The 25337-nt window shown below is 63.5% G+C and carries 24 protein-coding genes; 5 read left to right on the top strand and 19 right to left on the bottom strand.

Going from position 1 to position 25337, the window contains the following annotated elements; genetic code table 11:
- Positions 1 to 23: 23 nt before the first annotated feature.
- Positions 24 to 599: an RNA polymerase sigma factor RpoE gene (gene rpoE / locus H6X51_RS04790; RefSeq protein WP_105647184.1), complete on the bottom strand. Its 576-nt coding sequence runs from the start codon at positions 597 to 599 to the stop codon at positions 24 to 26.
- 325 nt (positions 600 to 924) lie between these two features.
- Here rpoE and nadB point away from each other — a divergent pair, with 325 nt between their 5' ends.
- Complete coding sequence (gene nadB, locus H6X51_RS04795) at positions 925 to 2538, top strand: L-aspartate oxidase (RefSeq protein WP_185266380.1); 1614 nt, start codon at positions 925 to 927, stop codon at positions 2536 to 2538.
- Here the strand turns inward: nadB and H6X51_RS04800 are convergent.
- Complete coding sequence (locus tag H6X51_RS04800; RefSeq protein ID WP_185266381.1) at positions 2507 to 2959, bottom strand: hypothetical protein; 453 nt, start codon at positions 2957 to 2959, stop codon at positions 2507 to 2509. The genes nadB and H6X51_RS04800 overlap by 32 nt on opposite strands.
- On the bottom strand, positions 2943 to 3197 hold the full coding sequence (locus H6X51_RS04805) for an FAD assembly factor SdhE (RefSeq protein WP_105647187.1): 255 nt from the start codon (positions 3195 to 3197) through the stop codon (positions 2943 to 2945). Before H6X51_RS04805 ends, H6X51_RS04800 begins: the two co-directional genes overlap by 17 nt.
- A 130-nt stretch (positions 3198 to 3327) precedes the next feature.
- Here H6X51_RS04805 and ygfZ point away from each other — a divergent pair, with 130 nt between their 5' ends.
- The 3 genes from ygfZ (at position 3328) to H6X51_RS04820 (ending at position 6296) form a co-directional block, all read left to right on the top strand.
- The gene (gene ygfZ / locus H6X51_RS04810; protein ID WP_185266382.1) at positions 3328 to 4317 is read left to right on the top strand and encodes a CAF17-like 4Fe-4S cluster assembly/insertion protein YgfZ; all 990 of its coding nucleotides are present in this window, start codon (positions 3328 to 3330) and stop codon (positions 4315 to 4317) included.
- A 15-nt stretch (positions 4318 to 4332) separates the two neighbouring features.
- Positions 4333 to 5166 carry an HDOD domain-containing protein gene (locus H6X51_RS04815; protein ID WP_185266383.1) on the top strand — a complete coding sequence of 278 codons (834 nt, stop codon included), beginning with the start codon at positions 4333 to 4335 and terminating at the stop codon, positions 5164 to 5166.
- A 65-nt stretch (positions 5167 to 5231) separates the two neighbouring features.
- A complete protein-coding gene (locus H6X51_RS04820) occupies positions 5232 to 6296 on the top strand; it encodes an NAD(P)H-dependent flavin oxidoreductase (RefSeq protein WP_185266384.1) in 1065 nt (354 codons plus the stop codon).
- A 22-nt stretch (positions 6297 to 6318) separates the two neighbouring features.
- On the opposite strand, the gene H6X51_RS04825 is transcribed toward H6X51_RS04820, so the two are convergent.
- From H6X51_RS04825 to prfB, 15 genes are all read right to left on the bottom strand, one after another.
- Complete coding sequence (locus H6X51_RS04825; RefSeq protein ID WP_185266385.1) at positions 6319 to 7134, bottom strand: enoyl-CoA hydratase; 816 nt, start codon at positions 7132 to 7134, stop codon at positions 6319 to 6321.
- 149 nt (positions 7135 to 7283) lie between these two features.
- A complete protein-coding gene (locus H6X51_RS04830) occupies positions 7284 to 7961 on the bottom strand; it encodes a GntR family transcriptional regulator (protein WP_185266489.1) in 678 nt (225 codons plus the stop codon).
- A gap of 15 nt (positions 7962 to 7976) precedes the next feature.
- Positions 7977 to 8372 carry an oxalurate catabolism protein HpxZ gene (gene hpxZ / locus H6X51_RS04835; protein ID WP_185266386.1) on the bottom strand — a complete coding sequence of 132 codons (396 nt, stop codon included), beginning with the start codon at positions 8370 to 8372 and terminating at the stop codon, positions 7977 to 7979.
- Positions 8369 to 9049 (bottom strand): cysteine hydrolase family protein, encoded by a 681-nt coding sequence (locus H6X51_RS04840; RefSeq protein WP_185266387.1) that lies wholly within the window; start codon positions 9047 to 9049, stop codon positions 8369 to 8371. The genes hpxZ and H6X51_RS04840 overlap by 4 nt, the downstream gene beginning before the upstream one ends.
- Positions 9046 to 10593, bottom strand: a complete 1548-nt coding sequence (locus H6X51_RS04845; RefSeq protein WP_185266388.1) for an ABC transporter ATP-binding protein — start codon at positions 10591 to 10593, stop codon at positions 9046 to 9048. Before H6X51_RS04845 ends, H6X51_RS04840 begins: the two co-directional genes overlap by 4 nt.
- A 2-nt stretch (positions 10594 to 10595) precedes the next feature.
- The gene (gene biuH / locus H6X51_RS04850; protein WP_185266389.1) at positions 10596 to 11285 is read right to left on the bottom strand and encodes a biuret amidohydrolase; all 690 of its coding nucleotides are present in this window, start codon (positions 11283 to 11285) and stop codon (positions 10596 to 10598) included.
- Positions 11286 to 11290: 5 nt separating this feature from the next.
- A complete protein-coding gene (locus H6X51_RS04855; RefSeq protein WP_185266390.1) occupies positions 11291 to 12298 on the bottom strand; it encodes a formamidase in 1008 nt (335 codons plus the stop codon).
- A gap of 11 nt (positions 12299 to 12309) precedes the next feature.
- Positions 12310 to 13230, bottom strand: coding sequence for an ABC transporter permease (locus tag H6X51_RS04860; protein ID WP_185266391.1), 921 nt, complete (start codon positions 13228 to 13230; stop codon positions 12310 to 12312).
- Entirely contained in the window at positions 13223 to 14335 is a 1113-nt protein-coding gene (locus H6X51_RS04865; protein WP_185266392.1) for an ABC transporter permease, read from the bottom strand. Before H6X51_RS04865 ends, H6X51_RS04860 begins: the two co-directional genes overlap by 8 nt.
- Positions 14336 to 14338: 3 nt before the next feature.
- Positions 14339 to 15448 carry a BMP family ABC transporter substrate-binding protein gene (locus H6X51_RS04870; protein WP_185266393.1) on the bottom strand — a complete coding sequence of 370 codons (1110 nt, stop codon included), beginning with the start codon at positions 15446 to 15448 and terminating at the stop codon, positions 14339 to 14341.
- A 221-nt stretch (positions 15449 to 15669) separates the two neighbouring features.
- Complete coding sequence (ung, locus tag H6X51_RS04875; RefSeq protein WP_185266394.1) at positions 15670 to 16374, bottom strand: uracil-DNA glycosylase; 705 nt, start codon at positions 16372 to 16374, stop codon at positions 15670 to 15672.
- On the bottom strand, positions 16371 to 16700 hold the full coding sequence (locus H6X51_RS04880) for a hypothetical protein (RefSeq protein WP_185266395.1): 330 nt from the start codon (positions 16698 to 16700) through the stop codon (positions 16371 to 16373). Before H6X51_RS04880 ends, ung begins: the two co-directional genes overlap by 4 nt.
- An 18-nt stretch (positions 16701 to 16718) precedes the next feature.
- Complete coding sequence (locus tag H6X51_RS04885) at positions 16719 to 18002, bottom strand: flavohemoglobin expression-modulating QEGLA motif protein (protein WP_185266396.1); 1284 nt, start codon at positions 18000 to 18002, stop codon at positions 16719 to 16721.
- Between the two features lie 397 nt (positions 18003 to 18399).
- The gene (gene lysS, locus H6X51_RS04890) at positions 18400 to 19902 is read right to left on the bottom strand and encodes a lysine--tRNA ligase (protein ID WP_185266397.1); all 1503 of its coding nucleotides are present in this window, start codon (positions 19900 to 19902) and stop codon (positions 18400 to 18402) included.
- Between the two features lie 53 nt (positions 19903 to 19955).
- Positions 19956 to 21051 (bottom strand): peptide chain release factor 2 gene (gene prfB, locus H6X51_RS04895; RefSeq protein ID WP_185266398.1). Its coding sequence is split into 2 segments (ribosomal slippage): positions 19956 to 20978 and positions 20980 to 21051, totalling 1095 coding nucleotides; the frame shifts between segments, so codons are not numbered across the junction.
- Between the two features lie 153 nt (positions 21052 to 21204).
- Here prfB and H6X51_RS04900 point away from each other — a divergent pair.
- Complete coding sequence (locus H6X51_RS04900) at positions 21205 to 23610, top strand: phosphoketolase family protein (RefSeq protein WP_185266399.1); 2406 nt, start codon at positions 21205 to 21207, stop codon at positions 23608 to 23610.
- Between the two features lie 7 nt (positions 23611 to 23617).
- Here the strand turns inward: H6X51_RS04900 and recJ are convergent, their stop codons facing one another.
- On the bottom strand, positions 23618 to 25336 hold the full coding sequence (recJ, locus tag H6X51_RS04905) for a single-stranded-DNA-specific exonuclease RecJ (RefSeq protein ID WP_185266400.1): 1719 nt from the start codon (positions 25334 to 25336) through the stop codon (positions 23618 to 23620).
- Position 25337 lies beyond the last annotated feature (1 nt).

Raw genomic sequence — 25337 nt, forward strand, 5'->3', positions numbered from 1 at the left:
AGGGCATCACGGTTCCCCCGAGATCACGCTTCGAGCAGCGGTTTCAGGGCTTTGTCGATGGCTTCCCGTGCTCTGAATATCCTTGACCGCACAGTCCCCACCGGGCACTCCATCACATTGGCTATGTCTTCGTAGCTCAGGCCCTCGAACTCACGCAGGGTCAGCGCCATTCGCAAATCTCCCGGCAACAGCTGCAGGGTTCGGTTGACTACCTGTTCTATCTCGTCTCGCAGCAGATCCCGCTCGGGAGAGTGGATATCCTTGAGGGCGCTGTCGCCATCGTAGTACTCGGCATCTTCGGCCGCTATGTCTGAGTCGGGTGGACGCCGCCCCCTGGCTACCAGATAGTTCTTGGCGGTATTGATCGCAATCCGATACAGCCAGGTATAAAAGGCGCTGTCCCCTCTGAAATTTGCCAAGGCTCGATAGGCCTTGATGAAAGCTTCCTGGGCGACATCCTGCGCCTCATGCGAGTCGTGAACAAAACGCGTCACCAGGGCCAGAATCTTGTGCTGGTACTTGAGTACCAGCAGGTCGAAGGCACGCTTATCTCCCTGCTGCACCCGTTCGACCAGCTGCTGGTCGGTTTGTTCGGTCATGTGCCTGTACCGCCACGCTGACCTGCCGGACTCAATCTATTGCGATAGACCCGCGATGTAACCAAAAGTTCTCCCCTCACTCAGGTTCAGCTCTAAGAGCCTGCGGCCGCAGAAAAAGTTCCGCGGCAGGATGGCCCAATGATGATATTCGGCACTCGGTCGCGCGGCAATGCCAGCCAGCGATTGTTCTGGTCCAGAGTCGGTGGAACGGCGACAGACCCTGGATATGGCAGTATTGTGAATCACTTGCCTTCTATATACTACCCGGTGCCGGACCGCCGCTTGCGGCCAGTTCGTGCCGACCAATCCGGACAAAGAGACTCCCATGGCCCGACAACAGCAATACGATGTACTGGTAATCGGCAGTGGTGCAGCGGGTCTGACGCTGGCCTTGCATCTGGCGGACAATCTGCGTGTCGCCGTGATCAGCAAGGGGCGGCTGTCGGAGGGGTCGACCTTCTGGGCCCAGGGTGGCGTGGCGGCGGTGCTGGATGATACCGACACGGTCGATGCCCACGTGCAGGATACCCTGATTGCCGGCGCCGGGCTGTGCCATGAAGAAGCCGTACGTCAGATCGTCGGCGATAGCCGCGACGCCATCGGCTGGCTGGTGGAACAGGGCGTGCCCTTTACCCGCGAACGCCGGGAAGACGGCAGCGAGAGCGATGATTTCCACCTGACCCGCGAGGGCGGCCACAGCCACAGACGCATCATCCACGCCGCCGATGCCACCGGTGCGGCGATCTTCAACACCCTGCTGCAACAGGCTCAGGCCCACAGCAATATCGAACTGTTGGAAAACCGGGTCGCCGTCGACCTGATCACCAGCGCCAAGCTGGGCCAGCCCGGCAACCGCTGCCTGGGCGCCTACATCCTCGACCGCGACAGCGGACATGTGGACACCTTCGGCGCCCGCTTCACCGTACTGGCCACCGGCGGGGCGAGCAAGGTCTATCTATATACCAGCAATCCCGACAGCGCCTCGGGGGATGGCATCGCCATGGCCTGGCGCGCCGGCTGCCGGGTGGCCAACATGGAATTCAACCAGTTCCACCCCACCTGCCTGTATCACCCGCGGGCCAAGAGCTTCCTGATCACCGAGGCCCTGCGCGGCGAGGGCGCCCTGCTCAAGCTGCCGGACGGCAGCCGTTTCATGCCGCGCTTCGATGACCGTGCCGAACTGGCGCCCCGCGACATCGTCGCCCGGGCTATTGACCATGAGATGAAACGCCTGGGCCTGGATTGCGTGTACCTGGACATCAGCCACAAGCCCGCCGACTTCATCCGTGAGCACTTCCCCACCGTGCATGAGCGCTGCCTGAGCTTCGGCATCGATATCACCCGCGAACCCATCCCGGTGGTACCGGCGGCGCACTACACCTGCGGCGGGGTGATGGTGGACAGCACTGGCCTGACCGATGTTGACCATCTCTACGCCATCGGCGAAACCAGCTTCACCGGACTGCACGGCGCCAACCGCATGGCCAGCAACTCGCTGCTCGAATGCATCGTCTACGGTCGCGCCGCCAGCCGTGACATCCTGGACAAGCTGCCCGAGTCGGCGCTACCGGACCAACTGCCAACCTGGGACGAGAGCCTGGTCACCGACTCGGATGAGGATGTGATCATCTCGCACAACTGGGAGGAGCTGCGCCGCTTCATGTGGGACTATGTGGGCATAGTACGCACCACCAAGCGGTTGCAGCGGGCCAAGCACCGGGTCGATATGCTGCTGGCCGAGATCCATGAGTTCTACAGCAACTACACCGTCTCCCGCGACCTGCTGGAGCTGCGTAACCTGGCGCTGGTGGCCGACCTGATCATTCGCTCGGCCATGCTGCGCCAGGAAAGCCGCGGCCTGCACTACACCCTGGATTATCCGCAGCAGCTGGAGCAGGCGCAGGACACTATTCTGCAGCCGCCCAGCGCTGACGACTGAAACGCAGGCGTAGACGCAGGCGACGCAGCGAGTCTTCGGTGGCGGCATCCGCCGGCAGGATCACCGAGATCGGCAGCCAGCGCCCCGGCTGACGCAGGCGCACCACCGTCAGCAGCGCGCTGACATAGGTATCGGCGAGCAGCCGGGCGCCCATTTCCGTGCCATCACGGCGCAAGATATGCCAACCCTGGCTGTCGAAGCGCAACCCGGTGACCGAATCGGCATGCCGCAGGCTGACCTGACGCGGCCACACCCACAGACAATAGGCCCACAGCAGCACCGCGCACAGTGCCGCCGGAATCGGCGGCAAGGCACTACGGTACAGGGCCATGCAACCGAGCATGGTCAGCAATATGATCAGGCCGCCCAGCCAGCGTGATGGCTGGCGCTTGAGCAGCAGGGCATCAGTCGGGTTGGACACGATCCAGTATCATCCTCACAATGCGTTTCAGATCCGGGTCTTCCGGCTCGCCGCGCTGCATGAACCAGACGAACATGTCCTGGTCCTCGCATTCCAGCAGGCGACGGTAGCGAGCCTGATCCGCCTCATCCAGTGACGAATAGACCTCTTCCAGAAAAGGCAGTAGCAGAACATCCAGCTCGAGCATGCCGCGCCGGCTATGCCAGTACAATCGCTTTTTTTCCACCTCTGCCGACATCACTCTCTCCATTCAATGAAACCTGTTCGGGCACAAGCTGCAGTATAACCGTTACCGGAGTCTGTTGCCGGCGCATCTGTGGCAGAATGAATCCAGTTCAACATCCATCGATAGGGAGTCTGTCCGAACCATGCACGAGACCAACGATCTGTCCGCGCTGTTTCCGCAGCAGTCGCCTTCCCCCCTCCCCGCCACCGCACTGGCCCTGCTCGGTCATGAGCGCATCCTCAGTGTCAGCGGCGCGGATGCCAGCCGTTTCCTGCAGGGGCAGCTGACCTGCGATATCGCCGCGCTGCAAGCGGGCGACAGCACCCTGGGTGCACGCTGCAACCCCAAGGGGCGCATGCAGTCGAGCTTCCGCCTGCTCAAGCTCGACGAGCAGCATTACCTGCTGGCTATGGCCGCCGAGCTGCTGGAGCCCCAGCAGGCGGACCTGGCCAAGTACGCGGTGTTCTTCAAGGTGCAACTGGCCGATGTCAGCGACCAGTGGCTGCGCCTGGGGCTGTGGGGCGAGCAGCTCGACGCCAGCCTGGTAGCAGCCGGCATCGACCGCGAGAAGCTTGATGCTGCCCAGGGCCTGGCCCTGCCGGTGGGCGCATCGATGCTGGAAGTCTGGCTGCCGGCCAGCCGCGCCGGGTCCGCCGTCCAGGCAATGCTGCAGGAAGCCCAGCCGGCGGCGTTGAACGACTGGCAACTGCAGCAGATACACGCCGGCATCGGCCAGGTCTGCAGCCAGACCCGTGACAGCTTCATCCCGCAGATGCTCAACCTGCAACAACTGGGCGGCGTCAGTTTCCGGAAAGGTTGCTATACCGGACAGGAAATCGTCGCGCGGATGCAGTACCTGGGCAAGCTCAAGCGGCGCATGTATCGCCTGAGCTGGGCCGGTGACAAGCTGCCGGAACCGGCGACCCCGATCCTCGACAGCAACAGCGGCCAGGCCGTGGGCGAGGTGGTGATGGCGGCGCGTGGCGAGCAAGGTGTCGAACTGCTTGCGGTACTGCAGAACGAAGCGGCACAATCGACTACACTGAGCCTATCCAATATCACCGAGCCATCATTGAGTGTGGCAACACTACCCTACGAAGAGCAGATGGCTGCCGAGGCTGCCAAGCAATAATCAAGGAAGAATGTCATGACTGATCTGGCCCTGCGCGTGCAGGAAGAATTGATTCAGGCGATCGAGCGCGACCAGTTGGTGCTGCCGACGCTGCCCGAGGTCGCGCTGCGTATCCGCGAAGCCGCCGAGAACCCGGACATCAGCATCCCCGAACTGGTACGTCAGATCAGTACCGACACGGCCTTGAGCGCGCGCCTGATCAAGGTGGTGAACAGTCCGCTGCTGCGCTCGCGCCAGGAGATCACCGACCTGAGCATGGCGGTCAACCGCCTGGGCATCGTCTATACCGCCAACCTGGCCACCGGACTGGCGATGGCGCAGCTGTTCCAGGCCACCACCGACGTCATCGACCAGAAGATGCGCGAGGTCTGGGCGCGCAGCACCGAGGTAGCCGGCATCAGCCATGTGCTATGCCAACACTACACCCGGCTCAAACCCGACCAGGCGACCCTCGCCGGACTGGTACACCAGATCGGCGTGCTGCCGATCCTCAGTTACGCCGAGGAGCACAGCCAGTTGCTCGACGACTCCGTCAGCCTGGGCCTCATCATCGAGCGGATTCATCCGCTGCTTGGCGATCGCATCCTGGCCGCCTGGGATTTTCCCCAGCCTCTGCGCCACGTACCCAGCCAGCACCTGGACTTCCAGCGTGCCCCGGCAACGGTAGATTACGCCGATATAGTCCAGGTCGCCCTGCTGCAGAGCCTGACCGGCAGCGAACACCCTTATGCGCAGATGGACTGGAGCGATATTTCCTCGTTCGCCCGCCTCGGCCTCGACCCGGCCGCGGACCAGGAGCAGGAAGACCTGTCGGCGGAAATGGAAGCCGCCATGCTGCTGCTTGGCTGAACAGGTGTAGAATCGGGTGCCGGCGCTGTCCGGCACTCCACCATTCAGCAGCACAAGGAGCTTCCATGCACGGCACTCCCTCTTTCCTGACCCGTCTCGGCATCCAGTTGCCCATCATCCAGGCTCCCATGGCCGGTGTGTCCACGCCAGAGCTGGCGGCGGCAGTATCCAATGCCGGCGGGCTCGGCTCGCTGGGCATCGGGCCGAGCCCGGTCGAGCAGGCACGGCAGATGATCGAACAGACCCGCGCGCTGACCTCCCGACCGTTCAACGTCAATCTGTTCTGCCATGCTCCGGCGCAACCGGATGCGGCCCGCGAAGCGGCCTGGCTGCAGCACCTGGCACCGCTGTTCGCCGAGGCGGGGATGGCCCCACCCAGTACCATCAAGGCCGGTTACAAGAGCTTCATCGAAGATGAACAGGCATTCGACATGCTGCTGGAATTGCGCCCGGCGGTGGTCAGCTTCCACTTCGGCCTGCCCGCTGCCGAGCGCATAGACGCGCTGCGCCAGGCCGGCATCTGCCTGCTGGCCACGGCCACCAATCTGCGTGAAGCCAGGCAGGTCGAGCAGGCCGGGATCGACGCCATCGTCGCCCAGGGCATCGAAGCCGGCGGCCACCGCGGCATGTTCGACCCCATGGCCGCTGATGAGCAGTTGAGCACCTCGGTACTGGTCCGCTTGCTGGTGCGCCACACCAACCTGCCGGTTATCGCCGCCGGTGGCATCATGGATGGCGCCGGTATACGCGGCGCGCTGGAACTGGGCGCCGCCGCGGCCCAGCTCGGCACCGCCTTCATCCTGTGCCCGGAGTCATCGGCCAACGCCGCCTACCGTCAGGCCCTGCAGAGTGAGCGGGCCGGCACCACACGGCTGAGCGCCAGCCTCTCGGGCCGTCCGGCGCGGGGCATGCTCAACCGCCTGATCAGCCATGGCGCAGCCGCCGGCAGCCCGCCGCCGGCCGATTATCCGATCGCCTATGACGCCGCCAAGCAGCTGAATGCCGCCGCCAGCCAGCGCGGCAATCACGAGTTCGCCGCGCAATGGGCCGGTCAGGGCGCGCCGCTGGCCCGCGAACTACCGGCAGCCGAGCTGATGCAACGGCTGGTCGCGGAGTGGCGCGGCGCCTGAGCCGCGCCACTGCTTGCCCGGGTCAGCGGTTGGTCCACTGGGGTGGGCGTTTTTCCAGGAAGGCACTGACCCCCTCGCGGGTATCCTCCAGGTCGAACAGGTCGACGAAGCGTTCGCGCTCGCTCGCCAGCAGGCTGTTCAACGACTGGCTGCGCGCCCCCTGGATCAACTGCTTGCAGGCCCTGACCGCCTGCGGGCTCTGGCGGCTGACCTGGGCCGCCAGGCGCAACGCGGTAGCCAGCGCCTGGTCCTGCTCGACCACCTCCTCGACCAGCCCGATGCGCTCTGCCTTGACCCCGTCAATGCGCTCGCCACAGAGAATCATGCGCTTGGCCCAGCCCTCACCCACCAGCCAGGCCAGCGCCTGGGTACCACCGGCGCAGGGCAGCAGCCCGACACCGGCCTCCGGCAGGCCCAGTTGCACCTGACGCTCGGCAATGCGGATATCGCAGGCCAGCGCGCATTCCAGTCCACCACCCAGGGCGTAGCCGTTGAGCGCGGCTATGGTCACCCCGGAAAAATCCCGCAACGCCTCGAACGCCTGGCCGAACAGGCGCGCCACCAGGCGGGCGTAGGCCTTGTCGCCCTCGGCGAACATCTTCAGATCGGCGCCGGCGGAAAAGAACCGTTCGCCACGCCCGGTAATGACCAGTGCATAGATATCCGGGTCCGCGCTCAGATGACCGATCAGCTCATACAGGCCGTGAAGGGTATCGGTATCCCAGGTGTTGGCGGGCGGATTGTCGATGGTCAGCAAGGCGGTGTGCCCGGCCTTCTGCACCACCAGTTTGTCGGTACGCGGAACCAGCGCGGTATAGGGCTGCAGGGCGTGTTCCATGGCGAACTCCTTCGGATGATGGAGCCCTCATCATTGAACATCCCGGCGCCGGCTTCAACCCGACCGGCTATCAGTCATCCCCCTCTTTTCTGTTGCCGTTCAGGGGTGGCCAGCCTCCCCGTTACCAGGATTGCTCTGGATCAAGCCTGCTACATACCATTGCGCGCCTCGGCCAGCATCGACAAGCTGATCTTGCGGACTTCGATCTTGCTCTGCTCGATATGGGAGCGCAGCAGCATCTGTGCCTCATCGCGTTTGCGCGCTGCCAGGGCAGTCAGAATGCGTGCGTGTTCGTTGTAGGTTTCCTCGATGCGGGCGCTCTTGTAGAAATCCAGGCGCCGGACGATACGAATGCGATCACAGACCTCGGCATGCACACGCATCATTTCGCGATTGCCAGCCGCGGCCAGTAGACCACAGTGGAACGCCTCATCCAGATCGGCCACCTGTTTCATGCCGTGCTCACGCCGCTCCGGCGGCACCATCCATACTCGGTTGAGGTCGGCAAGCGCGCCGGCCAGGTCCGGCAGGCCGCACAAACGCTCGATGGCAACGCTCTCCAGCACAACGCGCAAATCGTAGAGCTCGTCGATCTGATCGAAGTCCAGTGGCTTGACCGTCCAGCCCCGGCGAAAACCCACTTCCATATAGCCCTCGCGCTCCAGGCGATAGAGCGCGTCACGCACCGGCGTGCGTGATACCTGGTAACGCGCGGCCAGTTCGGTCTCGCTGAAGCGATCATGGGGCAGCAGCTGGTAGTCGAAGATTTCCTGCTTCAACCGCTGATAGATCTGCTCGGCCAGGGCATTGGTCTGGGGCTTTAAAATGGCATCACCTGCTGTTCAAAGCGTACTGAGATCGACACTCACATGCGCGGAAACCACTTTCCAGCCAGCTGGAAAACGTACCCAGGTCTGCATTTGTCGGCCCGTACGACGGGTTTCACCGTCACTGAATTCCGTACTGACAGTGGCATAGTTTTCATCAAAAGTGGATATCACCGTATTGCGCAGTAGCCGGCCTTGGCCCACCGGCGTACAGACGCGCCGATAAGCGGCGATATCCCGGGCGCCGTAGAGATTTTCGGCAACGCCGTAACGCACGGTATGATCGGTGTTCCAGAAGTAGTCGTCCAGCACCTCCAGCTCGTTGGCCAGCAAGGCACGCTCGTAGTCTTCAAAGGCCAGGCGCACGGCCTCGACCACATGGGGCAGATTGATCTGCGGTTCCTTGTTCACGCTCGATCCTCGGTCATGGCGGCGCTCAGCGCCGACAGGTTAGCGGTGTGTCCGACGATGCCGCCCTGGGCAACGACCATCTCCAGTGTTGCCTGTTTGAAGGCCGGAAAATAGCTTTCGGTTGCGTCTTCTATCAGCAGGCAACGGTAGCCTCGGTCATTGGCTTCGCGCATGCTGGTCTGCACGCAGACTTCGGTGGTGACGCCGGCGAAAATCAGAGACTCGATGCCCTGCGCGACCAGCCTGTCCTCCAGGCCGGTCGCGTAGAACATCCCCTTGCCCGGTTTGTCGATCACCCACTCACCGGCAATCGGCGCCAGTGCCGGGATGATCTGATTGCCCGGCTCGCCGCGCACCAGAATGCGCCCCATCGGCCCAGGGTCACCGATGTGCAATCCGACCGCGCCCCCTTCGCGCTTGGCCGAAGGGCAGTCCGACAGATCCGCAAGATGCGATTCGCGGGTATGAAGCACCAGCATGCCCTGCTCCCGGGCCAGAGCCAGAGCCAGCAGTGAGGCTACCGCTGGAACAATGGCCTGCAGCAGCGTCACGTCGTTACCCAGGGCAGCACCGAAGCCGCCGGGCTCGAGAAAGTCCCGCTGCATATCGATAACGACCAGCGCCGTGCGCGTTGGCTCGAAGCTGAAAGTGGCCGGTCTGGCCGGCAGTCTGATCATGCTGCACCTGCCGCACGCTGATCTTCATGCCCCCCGCCGGCCATATAGTGGCCCAGCGTGGCACGATCCGCCTGGTCGGCGGCCACCTCGAAATTGATTTCGCCCTCGTGAATGACCAGGATGCGGTCGGACATTTCCAGCAGTTCGTCCAGATCCTCGCTCAGCAGCAATACGGCCGCGCCCTGGGCGCGAGCATCGCGCAGCCGCTGGTGGATGATCGCCACCGAGGCGAAATCCAGACCAAAAACCGGGTTGGACACGATCAGTGTGCGAACGTCGTCGGTCAGCTCACGGGCCAGTACTGCACGCTGCACGTTACCGCCGGACAACGTACCGATCGGCCGCAGCGGGTCCGCCGGACGCACGTTGAACTGCTGAATCAGCGCCGTAGCCTGGGTCTGAATAGCCCGCCGGTTGATCAGCCAACCCTGACGGCACAGCGGCGGCTGGTCGAAGTTGCGCAGTGCCAGGTTGTCCGCCACGCTCATGCCGGCGATGCAGGCATTGCGCAAGGGCTCTTCCGGCAGACTGAAGACCTTCTCGCGTTGCATTTCCCGACGGCTGGCCTGGTAGCGCGCGCCGTTGATGCGAATCTCGCCACTGGCTGACTGGCGCTGTCCCAACAACGCCTCGGTCAACTCGCGCTGGCCGTTGCCGGAGATGCCGGCAATACCGACGATCTCGCCAGGGCGCACAGCCAGCGACAGCTTGCTGACCGCCAGTGTGCCCTTGTCGTTGGCCACGCTCAGCTCACGCACATCCAACCGTGGCGCGGCCGATGGATCGACCGGCTTCTGGCTGACCGGATCGGCGGCCGATTCGGCGGCACCCATCATCCAGGTGGCCAGTTCTTCCTGGGAGGTAGCACTGACCTGAGTACTGCCGACCAGCCGGCCCTTGCGCAGCACGCTGACATCGTCAGCGAAGCGTGACACCTCGCCGAACTTGTGGGTGATCATCAGGACCGAGATATCGCCCTTGTGCGCCATGTCGCGCATCAGGCCCAACACCTCCTCGGCCTCCTGCGGCGTCAGTACCGAGGTGGGTTCGTCGAGGATGATCAGGTGACGATCCAGGTACAGCTGCTTGAGAATTTCCAGCTTCTGCTTTTCGCCCGCCGCCAGCGAGCTGACGGGGCGTTCGATATCCAGCCGGAACGGCATGCGCTGCATGAACTCGTTGAGGCGTTTGCGCTCCAGCGGCCAGTCGATGCGCCAGTTCAGGTCGCCGCGTGACAGTACCAGATTCTCTGCCACGCTCAGGCCCGGCGCCACGGTAAAGTGCTGATACACCATGCCGATGCCCAGCGCATGGGAGTCTCGCGGGGTACGGATCTGCTGTTGACGGTTGTTGACCAGCAGTTCGCCGTCGTCCAAAGGACCGTAACCCACGATCCCCTTGACCAGGGTGCTCTTGCCCGCGCCGTTCTCGCCCAGCAACGCATGGACAGTACCGGCCCGTACGGTCAGCGATACCTCCGCCAACGCCTGAAAGCTGCCGAAGGACTTGCTCGCGCCAATGATTTCCAGACTGAGCGCACGCATGATCAATGCTCGCTCAGCAGCTCGACGAGCGACGCCGAGTCGGACACCGCACCGAATACGCCGCCCTGCATCTTGACCATGTGCAGCGCCGCCAGGTGGTTACCGGGATCGGTGGCACCACAACAGTCCTCCAGCAACAGGCACTCGAAGCCGCGATCATTCGCCTCACGCATGGTGGTGTGCACACAGACGTCGGTGGTGATGCCGCACAGGATCAGATTCTCGATACCGCGAGTACGCAGGATCAGCTCCAGGTCGGTGGCGCAGAACGAACCTTTTCCGGGCTTGTCGATGATCACTTCGCCGGCCAGCGGCTGCAGCTCCGGAATCAGTTCCCAGCCCGGCTCGCCACGCACCAGAATACGCCCGCAGGGACCCGCATCGCCGATACCGGCACCGATGCGCTGGGATCGCCAGCGCTTGTTCGCCGGTAGATCAGACAGGTCCGGGCGGTGCCCTTCCCGGGTATGGATGATATGAAAGCCCTGCTCGCGCATGACCTTCAACACGCGGCTGATCGGCTCGATGGGCGCCCGTACGGCCGCCAGATCGTAGCCCATGGTATCCACGTAGCCGCCCTCACCGCAGAAGTCGGTCTGCATATCGATGATGATCAGCGCGGTGTTGGCCGGCTGCAACTGGCCGTTGTACGGCCAGGGATAGGGTTCGGAAACAAGAAAGCGCTCGCTCAAGGTCATTACTCCTGACTGTCCGGGTTGTAGAGTCGCTCGGGCGCGGCAAAACCGCAGCTGCTGCCATCGGTGTGGACCACCTCATCCTCCCAGGGCAGGCGGTACTGGCCAGCGGCCAGGTCGTGCATGTAGGTATAGGGGCAGTCCTGTGCTCCGCCCTTGACTGCCACATAACCACGGTGGCCGAACTGATAGATGTTGTTTTCCACACCCCAGTGCTTGCGCGCCTCGCGCACCAGGTCCGGACGCAGTTCGCAGGAGACGATCTCGTCCGCGCGGCCACCGCCTTCGGCCATTGGCGTGCCGTCGAAATCGACAAACATGGCTTCGCCCATCGAATCGAAGGTGCCATCAGAGCCACACATGCACACGCTGGCGGTCTGCATCAGGTTGGTGAACGAGTTGACCTGGTTGGTGATCTTCCACGAATGCCGAATCGGCGCGGTATAACCGGCGGTACGGATCATGATCTCTGCACCCTTGTAGGCGCACTCGCGGGCCATTTCCGGGAACATGCCGTCGTGGCAGATGATCAGCGCCAGCTTGCTACCGCGCGGACCATCGCACACCGGGATGCCGAGGTTGCCCGGTTCCCAGGGCTCGACCGGGACCCAGGGGTGCAGCTTGCGGTAGTACAGACGCACTTCACCGGTATCATCAACGATGATGCCGCTGTTGTAGGGATTACCGTGCGGGTTGGCTTCCATGATCGAAAAGCAGCCCCAGATGCTGTGATCGATGCAGGCCTGCTTGAGTGCCGCGACTTCCGGCCCATCCAGGGTACACATGATGTCGGGCGACGTATCCATCGACAGACCGTGCAGCGAGTACTCCGGAAACACGATCAGGTCCATGCTCGGCATGCTGCGTCGGGCCTTGCCGATCATCGCCACGACCTTCTGCGTCTGCACCCAGAGTTCATCGCGGGTATGCGGGTCGGGCAGGGTCAGCTGTGCCAGCCCGATTACGACGCCATTAGGTGATTTGTTCAGTCCACCAAGTCCACTTGCCATGTCAGTTACCTCTATCGATTGAGACTGAGCTCACCTGGAGCTCCCGTCAGTGTGCGGTTGGGACGACAGGTGGCGAGCATCACTGCCATCGTCAGGATGTAGGGCGCCGCGCTGTACAGGTAGTAGCCGGAGCTGATACCGACCGACTGAAGCGCCGGACCGATAGCGCCGGCCGCGCCGAATACCATCGATGCCCACAGGCAGTTCAGCGGTTGCCAGCGAGCAAAGATCACCAGTGCAACGGCCATCAGTCCCTGCCCGCTAGACAGCCCCTCGTTCCAGCTGCCGGGGTAATAGAGCGACAGGTAGGAGCCGCCGACGCCGGCCAGAAAGCCACCGACAGCCGTCGCCATGACGCGTACTCGCAGTGGGCGGTAACCCAGCGCCTGGGCCGACTCGGAGTGGTCACCGACCAGTCGCAGAACCAGCCCCCAGCGCGTGCTGCGCAGCCCCCAGTGCAGAAAGATCGCCAGCGCCACACCGATAAAGAACAGCATGTTGATGTTCAAGGCTGAACGAACGCGCCCGTCGTCGCTCCAGGCGCCGAGGGATATCGACGGCAGCATCGGAGCCTGGGGCTGAATAAAGGCCTTGCCAAGGAAGAACGCCAGTCCGGTCCCGAGCAGCATCAACGCGATACCAAAGGCAATATCATTGACCCTCGGCAGCGAACAGACGATGCCGTGCAACAGGCCCAGTAACAGCCCGGCGCCGCCCGCCGCCAGCACTCCGGTCCAGGCCGAACCGGACAGGTAGGCCACGGCGTAGCCGGTCATCGCCCCGGCCACTAGAATGCCCTCCAGACCCAGGTTGATGCGGCCACTTTTTTCCGTCAGACACTCGCCCAGACTGACGAACAGGAACGGCGTGCCGACCCGCACCGCACCCGCCAGCAGAGCCAGCAGGAAGGTCACCAAGTCCAGATCACCCATGTTGCACCTCGGCACCCTTTGATTTATTGGCGTGCTCTTCCAGTCTGATGCGCCATTGAGTAATACGACCCACCAGCGCCTCCCAGGCCAGCAGATTGGTGAACAGCAGGCCCTGCAGAATCAGCGTGGTGGCGTCGGGCAGATCCAGCCGGCGTTGCAGCAGGCTGCCGCTGGCCTCGATACCCCCGACCAGGGTCGCGCAGACGATGATTGCCAGCGGGTTATGCCGAGCGGCGAAGGACACCAGAATCCCGCTGATGCCATAGCCGACAATCAACGAAGCGTTGGCACTGCCCTGTACCGCGCTGACTTCGTACATGCCCGCCAGCCCGGCAGCCGCGCCACCCAGCACACAAGTCAGAATCACCAGGCGATTGACCGGCAGGCCCAGCATCCGCGCGGTGCGCACGTTGCCGCCGACAACGTCCAGCGCAAAGCCCTTGACGCTATGGCGCACCAGCACATAGGCCAGCACGCAGGCAACAATGCCAGCCACCAGCCCCCAGTGAACGCGAAAGGAGTCCTCGCTGATCATCCCGATCATCAGCGAATAATCCAGTCCGACAGTGGAGGGTTTGTTCAAGCTGGAGGGATCGCGCAGCGGCCCTTCTACCAGATGGTTGAACAGGGCAATGGCGATATAGGACAGCAGCAGACTGCCGATGGTCTCATTCAGACCGCGCTTCTGCCGAAGCCAGCCGTTGAGACCGATCCAGAACCCGCCAACCAGCATCGCCACCATGCCCATCGCAATCAACGTTGCCAGGGGCGGCAGACCGGTCAGCCATAGTGGTAGCGTTGCTGCGGCCAGACCACCCAGCACCAGCGCGCCTTCGCCACCGATGATGATCAGACCGGCACGCGCAGGCAGCGCTACACAGAGCGCAGTCAGCATCAGGGGAGCAGCCCGCTGCAAGGTGTTTTCCCAGGCAAAGGACGAACCGAATGCGCCCTCGAACACCAGGGCGAGGGCCTCGAACGCCGGCTTACCCTGAAAAGCCAGGAACAGCACGAACAGTGCGAAGGAGCTGATAATCGACAGCACGGTAGGCAGGCCGGGCAATGCCAGCCTGGCCAACCTGCTTGCAAGATAATGTGGATTCATGGATCAGATATCGCCGCGAACGCCTTCGACGAGGTAGTTCATCTGCTCCAGCACCACGTCGGTCTGCCCCAGCGCCTCGCCCTCGGCCAGCACCACATTGCCCTTGTTGTCCTTCAGCGGGCCCTTGAACAGGGTGAACTCGCCAGCAATCATGGATGCCTTGACAGCATCCGCCTGCTCACGCGCCTCGGCGCTGACGTTCGGGCCGTAATCAGACGCCTTGACGAAGCCTTCGGCCAGACCGCCGCGCAGGAAGTTGTTCATGGTCTCGCCCTTCTGGGCTGCCTCAACGTGTGCCCGGTAAGGCGTCTCCCAATTCCATTCGGCACCGGTCAGATAACCATTGGGGGCCAGGGCTGCCTGACTGGCGTGGTAACCGCAACTCATTACGCCACGGCGCTCGGCCGTTTCCACGATCACCTTGGGTCCATCAACGTGACAGGTCAGCACATCGCAGCCCTGGTCGATCAGGCCGTTGGCAGCTTCCGCTTCGCGCACCGGCAAGGACCAGTCACCGGTAAAGATCACGGTGGTGGTGATCTCCGGATCGACCGAGCGAGCGCCCAGAGTGAAGGCGTTGATATTACGCAACACCTGGGCCACCGGTTTGGCGGCGATAAAACCGATGCGCTTGGTCTTGCTCATGTGACCCGCGACCACGCCGTTGAGATACTGCCCCTCATCGATATAACCGAAAAAGCTGCCGACATTCTTCGGATGCTTGCTCTCGTCCCAGAGGCCACCACAGTGGGCGAAGCGCACGTCCGGGTAACGCTGAGCCACGCGCAACACGTGAGGATCGAAATAACCGAAGGACGTGGCGAAGATCAGCTCGGCCCCATCCTGGCGGATCATGGCTTCCATGGCCTGCTGCACGGCGGAGGTTTCCGGCACGTTCTCTTCTTCGATGACCTTGACGTTCGGCATGCTGCGAATGATGCGAGCCGCCTGGGCGTGGGCCTGGTTGTAACCGAAGTCGTCACGCGCCCCCACGTAGACGAAACCCACCACAAGGGGTTTGTCCGCTGCGCGGGCAAAGCTGAATGGCATGGCTGCAGTGATACCGATCAAGCCGGCCAGTTTGAGAAATTTACGACGATCTAAATCCGACATGGGCATCTTCCTGGTTGAGTATGTATTCATGTGTTCAATCATGTATACATGCTGCATAGCAGGATACGTGCCAGGCTTAATCCTTGGATCTAGGCTCTTTCATGCCACGTAGTGACTTATTTTGGGTCACACCCGCCCGCTTCGCACAAAGTTCGGGCCTATGCACATTGGGCCGGACATCTTTGCGCACATGAAAGCAGGGCTTGAACGGAGCATGGGTATCAATGCCCCTCGAGTTCAGGCAGGCTCCAGTCGATGGGCTCGCGACCCTGCTCGACCAGGTAGGCATTGGCCGCCGAGAAATGCCCGCAGCCGAGAAAGCCGCGGTGCGCCGACAGCGGCGAGGGATGCACGCTCTTGAGCACACAATGACGGGAGCGGTCGATCTGCTGGCCCTTCTTCTGCGCATAGCTGCCCCAGAGCATGAACACCAGGTGCTCGCACTGGGTGTTGAGGATATCGATGATGCGCGAGGTAAAGCGCTCCCAGCCCTGGTTGGCATGCGCGCCGGCCTGCCCCTGGACCACGGTCAGTACCGCATTGAGCATCAGCACACCCTGATTGGCCCAGTGCTGCAGGTAACCATGCGCGGGTATCGGATGGCCCAGGTCACGCTGAATTTCCTTGAGGATATTCTGCAGCGAGGGCGGCGTACGCACCCCCGGTGGCACGGAAAAGCTCAGGCCATGTGCCTGGCCCGGCCCGTGATAGGGGTCCTGGCCGATGATCACCACCTTGACCCGGTGCAATGGCGTGCTGTTCAGCGCATTGAAGATCAACGGGCCGGGCGGATAGACCTGCTTGCCGGCGGCCTTCTCCGCCAGCAGGAACTCACGCAGTTGCTGCATGTAGGGCTGCTCGAACTCGTCACCCAGCGCCTGCTTCCAGTCCTCGGCCAACTGTACGGGACGGCTGCTCATGGTCATCGCGCCAGCGGAACGGACTGGGCGCTGCAGCGCACCACGCGCTGGCGATTATCCACCAGCAGGCCGGACAGGCCATTGTGCCGGGTATCGTGCAGGATCATCACGCCATCCACGCATTCGGCGACATGGTTGGCTGCCTTGGCCTGCAGCTGGCCGGCCTCGGCCGAGCCGATGGTCACCAGGCTGAACTCGGCCACCAGCAAGCCCTCTTCCTCCCGGGCGAAGTTCAGGTAGCCATAGAAATGCAGCACGGCCATGGTCAGGAACAGCGTACCCAAGGCGGTGAAGATGAATGGCAGCTTGTTGACTTCCTGCTTCTCGCTCATGCGAAGAACTCCTTTGAATCAGAGAATATTGGCGTAGTCGGCCTCGATGCGGTCGAGACTGAGATTGGTCAGGAACCCGGAAAAGCACATCCAGGCGCTCAGGGCATTGAGGTCGGCGAAGGGTTCCGGCAGGTAGCGCGGCGGCACCACCAGCCCCTCCTCCACCAGTTGGCCGAGGGTACGCATGTCTTCCAGGGTGGTCTTGCCGCAGAACAGCAACGGAATCTGCTGCAGCTTGCCCTGGCGCACCGCCAGCTGGATATAGTTGTAGGTCAGGATGAAGCCCTTGAGGTAGGCCAGGTCCTTGGTGAAGGGCAGGCCATCGCTGCTGGAGCCGCGGAACACGCGGCTGGCATTGTTGTAGCTCTCCTCATCGCTGTAACCCTCGCCCTGGTAGAAGCCGAACACATCGAGAAAATCACCACCGGACTCGGCCAGCTGGATCGCCCGGGTGCGGTTGGTCAGCTTGCGCAGGCGCGACGGATAGGAGGCGAAGGTGATCACCTCCATGAGGATCGCCAACCCTTCCTGGGTCACGGTGGAGGACGGCGGCCCCTTGGCCAGGAAGGTGCAGATCGGCTGATGCTGGCCATTGAGGCTGGTGGCTACGTGCACCATACCCTCGTGCACCGCGAGGATCTTCAGGTCGCGCTGGTTGAACATGGCGTCACTGCGGATCTTGATATAGTCGGCGCCGGCCGCCGCATCGGCGACGATACCATCGGACTCGAAGACCCGCACCGCCTGGTCATCGGGGAATACCTTGTCCATCTGCTCCTGCAGGATGGCCACCGCCTCGGGGGCGGCGATGGTTTTCGGGTCGCGGCCCAGGTCATCACCGATATTGCTCAGCGACTCGCTGAGCATGATGCCCAGGTCGGTGATGGTCGGGTCGCCGGCATGGAAGGCATCCGAGGCCGAGCCGTACAGCTCCTGGGAAATGCGGCCCATCTCCGGGGTACCGCGCGCTTCGAGCATGCGCAGGACCATGCGGTATTCGCGACACATGCGCCGCATGATCTGGCCAACCGGGTTGAAGGTGCCGAGCTGGCGGGTGATATCGCGTTCTATGTCCTGGAACAGCTGCAGGCGCTCGGCCGGATCGAAGGCCATAGGCCGGCGCTTGTAGTAATCCGGGCCGACATCCGGGAGTTTCTTGCAGCCATCGCGGAAGAACTGGTCACGGATAGCGTCGTCCCACTTGATCGCATCCAGCACCCGAATCGGCGCCTGGGCCTCGACGATACGGTCGGACAGGCTGCGGATGACCAGTTGGTACTGCTCGCTCTGTTTTACCGCCATGCGCTGCTCCCTGTGTTGTCGCTGCTTGCTTCGTTGCTCGTTGCTCGTTGCTCGTTGCTCGTTGCTCGTTGCTCGTTGCTCGTTGCTCGTTGCCGTGCGAGGAAACATTGATCTGGCTGGGTTGTGGAGTGGCCAGGTCAGGTACCGTCCAGTCCAGACACGCCGTGAATACATCCCTGTAGGCTCGCGGTTGCCATCCATGGCAACCGACGGTCTGGACTGGACGGTACCTGACCCGGCTCGTGAGCCTCAGAGTGGATCAATGTTTCCGGCGAATTCGTTTTTCGGGGTGTAGCGCACCCGCGCTACGCCTTCGGCCTTGCCGCCAAATCAACCCTGTCGTCGCGCAGGCGCGCGACAACCCGACACCCTACCCAAGCCCCCGCGGATTCCCGCCTCAGACCTGTGGCCGCATATGCGGGAACAGGATCACATCGCGGATCGACGGCGAGTTGGTCAGCAGCATCACCAGGCGGTCGATGCCGATGCCTTCACCGGCGGTCGGCGGCATGCCGTATTCCAGGGCGCGGACGAAGTCGGCATCGAAGTGCATGGCCTCGTCGTCGCCGGCGTCCTTCTCGGCCACCTGGGCATGGAAGCGCTCGGCCTGGTCCTCGGCATCGTTCAACTCGGAATAGGCGTTGGCGATCTCGCGGCCACCGATGAACAACTCGAAGCGATCGGTGACGTTCGGGTCTTCATCATTGCGTCGCGCCAGCGGGGACACCTCGAACGGATAGCGGGTGATGAAGGTCGGCTGCTCCAGCAGATGCTCGACCAGCTCCTCGAAGATCATCACCTGCAGCTTGCCCAGGCCTTCATGGCCCAGCACCTTGGCCCCGGCCTTCTTCGCGATGTCCCGCGCCCGCTCGATATCATTCAGGTCATCGGCGCTGATGTCCGGGTTGAACTTGAGGATCGAATCGAACACCGACAGCCGGGCGAACGGCTCGCCGAAGTGGAACACCTTGTCGCCGTAGGGTACGTCGGTGCTGCCGAGCACCGCCTGGGCCAGCTCGCGCAGCAGTTCCTCGGTCAGGTCCATGTTGTCTTCGTAGTCGGCATAGGCCTGATAGAACTCAAGCATGGTGAACTCGGGGTTGTGCCGGGTCGAAACGCCTTCGTTACGGAAGTTGCGGTTGATCTCGAAGACCTTCTCGAAGCCGCCGACCACCAGCCGCTTGAGGTACAGCTCGGGAGCGATACGCAGGAACATGGGCAGGTCCAGCGCATTGTGATGGGTCTCGAACGGCTTGGCCGCGGCACCGCCGGGGATAGTCTGCAACATCGGCGTTTCCACTTCCAGGAAGCCCCGATCGGAGAGAAACCGGCGGATATGCGAAATGATCTGCGAGCGCACCAGGAAGGTATGCCGGGTGTCCTCGTTGACCATCAGGTCGACGTAGCGCTGGCGATAGCGCTGCTCGGTATCGGTCAGGCCGTGGTGCTTGTCCGGCAGCGGACGCAGGGACTTGGTCAGCAGCTTGACCGAGGTCATGTGCACGTACAGGTCACCCTTGCCGGAGCGCGCCAGGGTGCCCTCGGCGGCGATGATATCGCCCAGGTCCCAGCTCTTGATCGCTTCCAGTGTCTCGCTCGGCAGGCCCTTGCGGTCGACGTAGACCTGGATCCGCCCGCTCATGTCCTGCAGCACCATGAAGGCGCCACGGTTGAGCATGATGCGCCCGGCCACCTTGACCGCAATACCGGCCTCGGCCAGCTGTTCCTTGCTGCTGTCGGCATACTGTTTCTGCAGATCACCAGCCAGACTGTCACGGCGGAAATCGTTGGGGAAAGCCTGGCCCTTGGCCCGCTCTGCGGCAAGTTTTTCCTTGCGCAGCGCGATCAGGCTGTTCTCTTCCTCTTGCAGTGCATGCTCATTCAGCGGTTGTTCGCTCATTTCGGTGTCCTGGGTAAATCGCTTCGGTAGTCTGGCGCCGGATCGGCGGTTGGTCACAGGCCCTGTTTCAGGCTGGCCTCGAGAAATTCATTGATATCGCCATCCAGCACGCCATCGCAGTCACTGTCCTCGATGCCGGTGCGCAGGTCCTTGATCCTCGACTGGTCGAGTACATAGGAACGGATCTGGTGGCCCCAGCCGATATCCGACTTGGCGTCTTCCTGGGCCTGGGAGGCGGCGGTGCGCTTCTGCATCTCCTGCTCGTACAACTTGGCCCGCAGCATCTTCATCGCGGTGTCCTTGTTGGCGTGCTGGGAGCGCTCGTTCTGGCAACTGACCACGGTGTTGGTCGGCACGTGGGTGATCCGCACCGCCGAATCGGTGGTGTTGACGTGCTGACCACCGGCGCCGGAGGAACGGTAGGTGTCGATGCGCAGGTCGGACGGATTGATCTCGATCTCGATGTTGTCATCGATCTCCGGCGACACGAATACCGCGGTGAACGAGGTATGGCGACGGTTGCCCGAATCGAAGGGGCTCTTGCGCACCAGGCGGTGCACACCGATCTCGGTACGCAGCCAGCCGTAGGCGTACTCGCCCTTGACATGCACGGTCGCACCCTTGATCCCGGCCACTTCGCCTGCGGTCAACTCCATGATGGTCGCTTCAAAGCCGTTATGATCGGCCCAGCGCAGGTACATGCGCAGCAACATGTTGGCCCAGTCCTGGGCCTCGGTGCCGCCGGAGCCGGCCTGGATATCCAGGTAGGCGTTGTTCTGGTCCATCTCGCCGCTGAACATGCGGCGGAATTCCAGCGCTTCAAGACGGGTCTGCAGGCGCTCCAGTTCGCTGGTCACATCGGCAACGGCGCCTTCGTCATCTTCCTCGACGGCCATTTCCAGCAGCTCGGAGGCATCGTCCAGGCCAGTGTGCAATTCATCCAGCGTGCCGACGATCTCGGCCAGGGAGGCACGCTCACGGCCCAGGTTCTGCGCCCGTTCGGGCTCGTTCCAGACGCTCGGGTCTTCCAGCTCGCGCTCTACTTCGGTCAGCCGATCACGTTTGTGATCGTAGTCAAAGATACCCCCTGATGGTCTCGGAGCGGCCACGCAGGTCTTTGATGGTGTTCAGAATCGGATTGATTTCCATGGTGACAAATCCCGTCAGGAAAAAGGAGCTATTGTAACGGAAAACCCCGCCCCGGTGCAGTGACAAGGGTGCCGATTGACCCACGTCAGCTGTCGCTTCGACCAGCGGAGCTACACTGGGGAAATCTTCCAGACAATCTCAGCGGGGTTTCCTGTGAGCCAACTGTTTCCTCCCCAGACCACCCTCGACCAGCATGCCGAGCAGTGCCCGGCCTTCGCCCGCTGGCGCGCCGGGCATGGCGTACTGCAACATACACCGACAACCCAGGCCGCGGTCTACCGGCTGGCCCACCAGTTGCAACAGAGCCACCAGCAGCCCAGCCTGGAAAGTACCTATGACATGTTCAGCGCCCTGGACCGGCTGACCAGCGCCGGGCTCTGGCTGGTGGTACACATGACCTACGCCAAGCGCTGCCAGCCCGACGGTACGCCATTGCACGCGGAAGATTTCAAGCGCCAGCCCGAGGGCCATACCGGCGGCGCGCTGAACATGGTCCCCGCCTATGCCGCCTACCTGGCACTGAACAGCCTGACCGGCAGCACCCGCAGCTGGCTGATGGGCCAGGGCCATTGTGTGGCGGCGATCGACGCGATCAACGTGCTCACCGGCAACCTGCATCCGGAACAGGCCCAGCGCTATACCAGCCAGAACGGACTGAACCAATTGCTGCAGGACTTCTACGGTTACGCCCAGTTGCCTGACGGTCGCCCGGCGGCACCGCTGGGCAGCCATGTCAATCCGTGGACCGCCGGCGGCATCATCGAAGGCGGCTACCTGGGCTTTGCCGAACTGCAGTATGCGCACATGCCGCTGCCCGGCGAGACCCTGGTGGCCTTTCTCTCCGACGGCGCCGCCGAGGAGCAGCGCGGCAGCGACTGGATTCCACGCTGGTGGCGGGCCGAGGACTGCGGCGCCGCGCTGCCGGTGATGATCGCCAACGGCCGGCGCATCGAACAGCGCACCGAGCTGGGCACCCAGCACGGCCTGGATGGCTTCGTCGAGCACCTGAGTCGCTGCGGCTTCGACCCGATCCGCTTCGATGGCCGCGACCCGGCGGCCTTCGTCTGCACCCTGTACGAGATGGAGCAGCGCCTGGCCCGACGCGTCTACGAATATCAACGCGGACTGCTGCAGTATCCGCTGCCGGTGCCCTACGCCATCGCCGAGACCACCAAGGGCTTCGGTTTCTATGGAGCTGACGAGAACGCCGCGCACAACCTGCCGCTCCCGGGCAACCCACGGCATGATGAGGCCTCCCGTTCGCTGTTCAACGAGCATGCCGCCCGCCTGTGGGTAGCGCCGGAGGAACTGCGCCAGGCCTGCAGCACCCTGAACAATCATGCCGGGCAACGCCCACTGGAGCGCGACCATCCACTGGCGCTGCGCCACCCCGAGGAGCCGCAGCTGCCGCAGGTCGAGTGGAACAGCGAGCGTGTCTCGCCGATGCAGGCGGTGGATCGGTTCTTCGTCGAGCTGGTGGCGGCCAACCCCGAGCTGCGACCCCGGGTCGGCAACCCTGACGAGCTGGCTAGCAACCGCCTGACCGGCGTACTCAAGGCCCTCAAGCACCGCGTATCGGAACCGGAGAATGAACTCGAGGCCATCGACGGCCAGATCATCACCGCGCTCAATGAGGAGGCCGTGGTCTCGGCCTGCCTGGCGAACAAGGCCGGGCTCAACCTGGTGGCCAGCTACGAGGCGTTCTGCGTGAAGATGCTCGGTGCGATACGCCAGGAGGTCATCTTCGCCCGCCACCAGAAGGAAGTCGGCCGCCCCGCCGGCTGGCTGGGCTTCCCGCTGATCGCCACCTCGCACACCTGGGAAAACGGCAAGAACGAGCAGTCGCACCAGGACACCACCTTCTGCGAGGCACTGCTCGGCGAGATGCACGATGTGATGCGGGTGATCTTCCCCGCCGACTACAACAGCACCCTGGCGGTACTGCCCTCGGTCTACCGCGAGCGCGGCCGGCTCAGCTGCATGGTCATCCCCAAGCGCGACCAGCCCGGCCGGCTGAGCGCCGAGCAGGCCCGGCAACTGGCCGACCAGGGCGCCCTGCTGCTGGAGGAGTACCAGGGCAGCGGCGAACCGCTGCTGCTGATCGCCAATGGCGCCTACCAGTTGGGAGAGATGCAGCGTGCTGCCGAGCGGCTGCGCGAACGCGGGCAGAGCTGGCAACTGGTCTATCTGCAGGAACCGGGGCGCTTCCGCGTGCCGCGGGACGAGCATGAAGCGGCACTCTGCGCCAGCCAGGCCGAGATAGAGGCACTGTTCCCCAGCGCCGTCAGCCGCCGGGTGATGCTCACCCATATGCGCTCGGAAGTGGCCCACGGGCATCTGGCCAACCTTTTCCCCGAGCTGAACAGCAGCCGCGTGCTCGGCTACCGCAACCGCGGCGGCACCCTGGACGAGGCCGGCATGCTGTTCGCCAACCGTTGCAGTTGGGCCCATGCCGTGGCGGCGGCGGCCGAGGTCTGCGCGGTCGATCCGCTCAGCTGGTTGCACGAAGACGAACTGAGCGCGGTACGCGGCCAGTACAATCCGACCATCCTGCGCTGAACCCGGCTCAGCAGGCCTGCAGATGCCTGACCAGCAGCTGCAGGCTCTGCCGCCCGCGATACTCGTTGACGTCCAGGCTGTAGACCAGGCGCGCCCGGCGCACGTTCGGATCGGGCCAGACCTGTGGGTCGATATTGAAGGCAATGGCATCCAGCACCTCACTGCTGCCCGGCGGTTGCAGCACCATCTTCAGATGCCGCTCGCCGACCAGTCGCTGCTGGATCAGGGTGAATTCTCCATGGAAGCCCGGCTCGGGAAAATGCTGGCCCCAGGGCCCGGCCTCACGCAGCGCGGCTGCCAGTTGCAGATTGAACTCCTGCACTGCCAGCTCACCATCACAGACCAGCCGGCCGGTCAGGTCCTCGGCACACAGTTGCCGGCGTACCTCACGGTCGAAGGCCTGGCGGAACGCCTCGAAGTGCTCCGCCGGCAGTGACAGCCCGGCAGCCATGGCATGCCCACCGAACTTGCTGATCAGCCCCGGATTGCCCGCCGCCACCGCATCCAGCGCATCACGGATATGCAGACCGCTGACCGAGCGGGCCGAGCCCTTGATCTGCCCGTCCCCGGCATCGGCAAAGGCGATCACCGGACGGTGGTAGCGATCCTTAAGCCGCGAGGCGAGGATGCCGATCACCCCCTGGTGCCACTCGGCATCGAACAGGCACAGGCCGAAGGGCAGGTCGGCTTCCTGCAGCTCGGTGCTGTCGAGCATGGCCAGCGCCTGCTGCTGCATGTCCCGCTCGATGCTCTTGCGGTCACGGTTGAGGCTGTCCAGCTCCATGGCCATGTCCCGCGCCAGCTGCTCATCCCCGGTCAACAGGCATTCGATGCCCAGGCTCATGTCATCCAGCCGCCCGGCCGCATTCAGACGCGGCCCGATGATGAAACCCAGGTCGCTGGAAGCCAGGCGCTCAGCGGGACGCCGGGCGACTTCCAGCAGCGCGCGGATACCCGGCCGGCAGCGCCCGGCGCGAATCCGCGCCAGCCCCTGGTGCACCAGGATGCGGTTGTTGGCATCCAGCGGCACCACGTCGGCCACGGTGCCGAGCGCCACCAGATCGAGCAGCTCGCCAAGATTCGGCTGCGGCCGCTGGGCGGTGAACCAGCCGCTGTCGCGCAGCGCCACACGCAAGGCCATCAACACATAGAAGATCACCCCGACCCCGGCAATCGACTTGCTGGGAAAGTCGCAACCGGGCTGGCTGGGATTGACGATGGCATCGGCATCCGGCAACTGCTCGGCCGGCAGGTGATGGTCGGTCACCACTACCTTGAGTCCGGCGGCACGCGCCGCCGCCACGCCGTCGATGCTGGAGATGCCGTTATCCACGGTGACCAGCACATCGGGGCGCCGCGCCAGCGCCACCTCGACGATCTCCGGGGTCAGGCCGTAGCCGTATTCGAAGCGGTTGGGCACCAGGTAGTCGACCTGCGCCGCACCCAGCGCGCGCAGGCCGAGCACCGCGACGGTGCTGGCGGTGGCTCCGTCGCAATCGAAGTCGCCGACCACCAGGATCGACTGGCGCTGCTGCAGCGCTTCGCGCAATACCGCCACCGCCTGATCCATGCCCTTGAACAGTTGCCACGGCAACAGCGCCTGCAGGCTGCGATCCAGTTCCGCCGCGCTGCGCACGCCGCGCGCGGCATACAGACGGGTCAGCAGCGGTGGCAGGTCACCCAGGTCGGGCAGTTCATCAGGCAGGACACGGGACTCGATGCGCATG

The organism is Halopseudomonas xiamenensis (genome assembly GCF_014219065.1).
Taxonomy (GTDB): Bacteria; Pseudomonadota; Gammaproteobacteria; order Pseudomonadales; family Pseudomonadaceae; genus Halopseudomonas; species Halopseudomonas xiamenensis.